The organism is Pelistega indica (assembly GCF_000506865.1).
Classification (GTDB): domain Bacteria; phylum Pseudomonadota; class Gammaproteobacteria; order Burkholderiales; family Burkholderiaceae_B; genus Taylorella; species Taylorella indica.
This window is the reverse complement of record NZ_AYSV01000125.1, coordinates 1-4,825: the sequence shown is the minus strand read 5'-3', so window position 1 is coordinate 4,825 and position 4,825 is coordinate 1. Positions and strand designations below refer to the sequence as shown.

Below are 4,825 nucleotides of genomic sequence, written 5' to 3'. Positions count from 1 at the left end.
TCAGCTCAGTCGAGTTCTTTTAAGCGTCTTACATCAGAGACTTCCATCCCCCCATAACGTTCTCGCCATTTGTAGAATGTGGCAGAAGAAATGCCATGTTGACGGCATAACTCTTGAACAGGGGTGCCTGCCTCGGCTTGTTTAAGAATGTTGATAATTTGGCTTTCGCTAGTACGTTTACTCTATGGTAAAACTCCTTTGAAATAAGTTTACGGTAACGTTCAAAAAAGTTTCTACTTTCTTGTTGTCTTAATTTAGGGGATGGTTACAATTGTCCCCTCTTAACTCATCCGGCCTTTGCGGCCTTTAATGAAACGTATGGCAAATTAGGTCTTATTGCTAGCAAAGAAGAACGTTCTTTTCTTGCCAGATTATATTGGTTTACTATTGAATTTGGTCTGGTCGGCAATAACGATGCGCAACGCCGCATTTATGGTGGTGGTATTCTCAGTTCTCCTCAAGAAACGGTATACGCTTTAAGTGGTGAGCCTGAATATAGAGAATTTTCTCTTCAAGACGTACTACGAACCCCCTATCGTATTGATAGAATTCAACCGATTTATTATGTTCTAAATCATCTAGATCAATTATTTGAACTTGCTCAAGCTGATTTAATGTCAGAGATTCATATAGCGATGGAGAAAGGCCTTTTTTCTCCTCATCCTAGTCTTACCATATAGGAGAAAAACACTATGCAACCCTTAAACAAACAAACATGTGAAGCATGTCAAGCCAATGCACCAAAAGTAAGCGATGAAGAACTTGCTGAACTGATCAAAATGATTCCAGAATGGCGAGCCATAGTGGTCGATAACATCATGCAATTACAACGTGAATTCAAATTCAAGAATTTTAAACAAGCGATGGTATTTACCAATCAATTAGCTGAGCTTGCTGAATCTGAAGGCCATCACCCAGGCATTCTAACAGAATGGGGGAAAGTCACTGTTACTTGGTGGTCCCATAGCATCAAAGGATTGCACCGCAATGACTTTATTATGGCAGCAAAAACTGATGAGTTGATCAATCAAGCCTAAAATAAAGCACTTTTAACGCTAGGCGATAAGGGGAAAGAGGCGTATTGCTAGCTATTCCCCTTATTTTATGCTTATCCTTATAAATCCAATACTATGGTTGTGCCTGGCTTTGCTCTTGAAACACATATCATCATACAATCTTGTTTGCTTTTTTCTTCTTCTGTCAAATAAGTGTCTTCATGCAAAATCTCACCACTCAACACAGTAGCATAACAAGTACCACAAACACCATATTCACAGGATGTATTAACTGTTAAATGATGCTCACGCATCGCATCAGCAATACTCATTTCCTTAGGAATGGCTATGGTCACACCTTTACGTGCAAAGGTAACATAAAAATCAATATCTTCTTGCGTTAATTTGTGCGACTCTCTAGGTGCACTAATTTCAATGATTTGGTCTAGATCAATACCATCAAGCAAACTTGTAGATTCTCCAGCTGCATTAATTTGCCTTATGACCTCAATAGTAATTGTTTGTGTAGATGCCTCAATGGCGACGATAGGATATTCACGTATCAATCCAGATGGTGTTTTAACATCAATAACTGACTGCTCAGGAAGCTGTATAAACCGGGCAAAAGATGGTAAAAAAAGCCCAATCTGCATCTGTTGCGGATTAACCTCTCTCACATCATCCACTCGTGCAGCAATCCATCTTAATTGGTTTTCAGACATGAACAAACCTCTTTGTAAATCTAATCTGACAGTATTTTACTCACTTTCCTTTTTAACTTAGACAAAAAATTAGTCTCCATGACAATTTCATCAGAATTAAAAACTAATATTGCTGTGCTGCACCATAAAGCATCAAGCATATGTTTAAAACTTGTGCATTCAGCTCTTTTTAGTGCATAAAGATTTTCACTAGTTTTTATTTAAATTTGAATTAATTAAATAAACAACTGATTTATTGGTGTTTTTTTTAAATTTAAATTAAATATTAAATATTGGCATGCTATTTGCTTATTTATAAAAATAACAACGCCGTTTTTTAGGAGTACATAAAGTATGTCAAACATAATCCCTAATATTTCTAGACGTAAATTGCTAGCTATGATTGGTTATACCGCTGGTAGTGCCGCCATGTATCAAGCTATGACTAGTCTAGGTTTTGCTGCTGAATCACACTACACTGGGCCTATTAAATTAGAAGGTAATGGGAATGGGAAAAAGATTATTATTCTAGGTGCGGGAATAGCAGGTATGGTCTCTGCACTTGAGCTTCGTAATGCTGGTTATCAAGTAAAAATCTTAGAATATCAAAACCGTTCTGGTGGTCGTAATATCAGTGTTTATAGAGGTAAGGAATATACTGAAATCAATGGCACTAAACAATTATGCCGTTTTGATTCAGGTCTTTATTTTAACCCTGGTCCTTGGCGTATCCCCTATAACCACTATGGTATCTTGGAGTACTGTAAACGATTAAACGTCAAGATGATTCCATTTATTCAATTAAACTTTAATAGCTACTTACATAATACTAATGCTTTTAATGGAAAGCCTCAGCGTTATCGTGAAATTATTAATGATTATAAAGGTGGGCTCTCTGAACTCTTATCTAAATCTATTAATCAAAATGCTTTAGATTTGAACTTTTCAAAAGAAGACAAAGAAAAATTATTGGACTCATTAAAAAGCTTCGGTGTCCTAAACGATAAGTTTGACTATGTAACTAGCCTAGAAACTAGTGCTTATCGTGGTTATAAAAAACATCCTGGTGGTGGTTTAAGTGCATTACCTGAAGCTTCAGAAATTATTCCTCTCAATGAGATTGTGAAAAGTGATTTATGGAAAAACATGAATATCCATTTCTTTGATGAGTTCCAACATACTATGTTTGAACCAGAAGGAGGCATGGGTAAAATTGGAGAGGCATTTGGTCGGGAGCTTGGCAATATCATCCAATACAATGCTCAAGTAGTAGAGATTAAACAAGACGATACAGGCGTCACTATCTTCTATAAAGACAATCAAGCAGGTGGTCAGCTTAAACAAGAACGAGCCGAATGGTGTGTTAATACTACCCCTCTTTCTGTGCTTTCACAAATTCCAATGAATGTAGGTAAGCCTATGCAAGACGCTATTAACAGTGTTCCTTATGCTTCTTCAGTCAAAATTGCTGGGCAATATAAGCGTAGATTCTGGGAAGAAGATGAGCATATCTATGGTGGTATTTCTTATACAAACTTACCAATTACACAAATTGCTTATCCTAATCATGGCTATTTCTCCTCAGGTAAAGGCATTTTACTAAATGCCTATATGTTTGGACCTAAAGCATTAGAATTTACCGCAATGGAACCCGAGGAACGTGTAGCTAAAGCGATTGAGTTAGGTGCTCAAATTCACCCTCAAATTAAAGAAGAATTTGAAAATGGGTTTAGCTGGGCATGGAGTCGTCAACCTTGGATCTTAGGTTGTTATGGCGCATGGACAGAAGAAAAACGCAAACAACATTATGAAAATCTATGTCAAATTGATGGACGTATTGTCTTAGCTGGTGAACATGCTTCTTACATTCCAGCATGGCAAGAAGGTGCAGTGACATCCGCTATTGACGCTATCACTCGTTTGCATAAAAAAGTTCAATCCCTTTAAGGAATATCTCATGAAGCTATCAAAACTATTATTTTCATTCGCTACTACACTCTTACTAAGCTCTCAAAGTTTTGCTGATAGTGCCGTGATTGATCTTAGTTCTTCTCCTTACCCTTATACAACAGGTAAAGATATTTTCCACCATGTATGTGCAGCGTGCCATATGCAAGATGCAAAAGGAGCAACAGGCGCAGGGCATTTCCCAGCACTTGCGGGCAATCACAAACTTGTGACCCCTGAATATATGAAATTCGTTGTGATGAATGGTCAAAAAGGAATGCCTCCTTTCCGTGATCAACTAACCAACAGTCAAATTGCCGAAACAATTAATTATGTACGTTCTAACTTTGGCAATCATTATACCGACAAAGTGACAGCTGAAGATGTCGCTAAATTCCGTTTAATTTTTTTAGGAGCTTTTTATGAAATTATTATCTACAGTATTTACAATGGCTGCTTTAGCACTACCTCTATCTATCACTCAAGCAGCAGAGATTAAACGCGAGCCAATTCCTAATTTCCCAATTTCTTCAGTCGTTGTAGTGCCTTCTGCTGCTACAAATTACTACTTAAGTGGCACTGTTCCTTCTAAAGAAGGTGAATCTTTTGGTGACACAAAACAGCAAACAATTAATGTTCTTAAAAAAATCGAAGCGAAGCTAAAAGAATATAACTTAACAATGGGTGACGTAGTAAAAATGCAAGTTTACTTAGTTGCTGACAAAAACAAAGAAAATAAAATGGACTTCAAAGGCTTTATGGAAGGCTATACACAATTCTTTGGGACAGCAGAGCAACCTAATATGCCTGTCAGATCTACATTCCAAGTTGCTGCTTTAGCAAAGTAAGCGTCCGGTGAACTCCGATTGACTTCCGTTTTTAAACGTTCAATGCCCCGATTTTGTCGGGGCATTGTGTTAATTCTTGGTGTCGTTTGGCGCTTGCCAACGATGAGGCAGAAGCTCAGCAATGTCCTTCGCTTTCTGTGTCGGCAATCGTTCCAACACATCCTTAAGGTAAGCATAAGGGTCATGGCCATTGAGCTTAGCCGATTGAATTAACGACATCACCGCAGCCGCACGTCGACCCGCTTTCTCTAGAACCTACAAAGAGCCAATTCTTGCCCGACCAATCGCGAGTGGAACTGTATCCAAATTCTTCTACCGCATTATTATCCATCGG

5 protein-coding genes and 3 pseudogenes are annotated in these 4,825 nt (G+C 38.0%); 5 read left to right on the top strand and 3 right to left on the bottom strand.

Features of this window, described 5'->3' with window-relative positions; all coding sequences use genetic code 11:
* Positions 1-8 precede the first annotated feature (8 nt).
* A pseudogene (locus V757_RS28190) lies at positions 9-176 on the bottom strand (transposase); the annotation flags it as partial.
* A gap of 108 nt (positions 177-284) precedes the next feature.
* Here V757_RS28190 and V757_RS30010 point away from each other — a divergent pair.
* A pseudogene (locus V757_RS30010) lies at positions 285-680 on the top strand (hypothetical protein); the annotation flags it as partial.
* A gap of 12 nt (positions 681-692) precedes the next feature.
* Positions 693-1,037 (top strand): 4a-hydroxytetrahydrobiopterin dehydratase, encoded by a 345-nt coding sequence (locus V757_RS26140; RefSeq protein ID WP_023952986.1) that lies wholly within the window; start codon positions 693-695, stop codon positions 1,035-1,037.
* Positions 1,038-1,114: 77 nt separating this feature from the next.
* Here the strand turns inward: V757_RS26140 and V757_RS27705 are convergent, their stop codons facing one another.
* The gene (locus tag V757_RS27705) at positions 1,115-1,717 is read right to left on the bottom strand and encodes a 2Fe-2S iron-sulfur cluster-binding protein (RefSeq protein WP_023952984.1); all 603 of its coding nucleotides are present in this window, start codon (positions 1,715-1,717) and stop codon (positions 1,115-1,117) included.
* Positions 1,718-2,050: 333 nt separating this feature from the next.
* Here V757_RS27705 and V757_RS26135 point away from each other — a divergent pair, with 333 nt between their 5' ends.
* The 3 genes from V757_RS26135 to V757_RS26125 are packed head-to-tail and all read left to right on the top strand — an operon-like array spanning position 2,051 to position 4,491.
* On the top strand, positions 2,051-3,643 hold the full coding sequence (locus tag V757_RS26135) for a flavin monoamine oxidase family protein (protein WP_023952982.1): 1,593 nt from the start codon (positions 2,051-2,053) through the stop codon (positions 3,641-3,643).
* Positions 3,644-3,653: 10 nt separating this feature from the next.
* On the top strand, positions 3,654-4,142 hold the full coding sequence (locus V757_RS26130) for a c-type cytochrome (protein ID WP_023952980.1): 489 nt from the start codon (positions 3,654-3,656) through the stop codon (positions 4,140-4,142).
* Entirely contained in the window at positions 4,066-4,491 is a 426-nt protein-coding gene (locus tag V757_RS26125; RefSeq protein ID WP_031274862.1) for a RidA family protein, read from the top strand. Before V757_RS26130 ends, V757_RS26125 begins: the two co-directional genes overlap by 77 nt.
* A gap of 69 nt (positions 4,492-4,560) precedes the next feature.
* Here V757_RS26125 and V757_RS28180 read toward each other — a convergent pair.
* Positions 4,561-4,825 (bottom strand): annotated as a pseudogene (locus V757_RS28180) (transposase domain-containing protein); the annotation flags it as partial.

Bases quoted from the DNA above. Each gene is read 5' to 3' on its own strand.
- V757_RS27705 (WP_023952984.1), bottom strand. From the start codon at position 1,717: ATGTCTGAAAACCAATTAAGATGGATTGCTGCACGAGTGGATGATGTG.
- V757_RS26130 (WP_023952980.1), top strand. From the start codon at position 3,654: ATGAAGCTATCAAAACTATTATTTTCATTCGCTACTACACTCTTACTA.
- V757_RS26135 (WP_023952982.1), top strand. From the start codon at position 2,051: ATGTCAAACATAATCCCTAATATTTCTAGACGTAAATTGCTAGCTATG.
- V757_RS26125 (WP_031274862.1), top strand. From the start codon at position 4,066: ATGAAATTATTATCTACAGTATTTACAATGGCTGCTTTAGCACTACCT.
- V757_RS26140 (WP_023952986.1), top strand. From the start codon at position 693: ATGCAACCCTTAAACAAACAAACATGTGAAGCATGTCAAGCCAATGCA.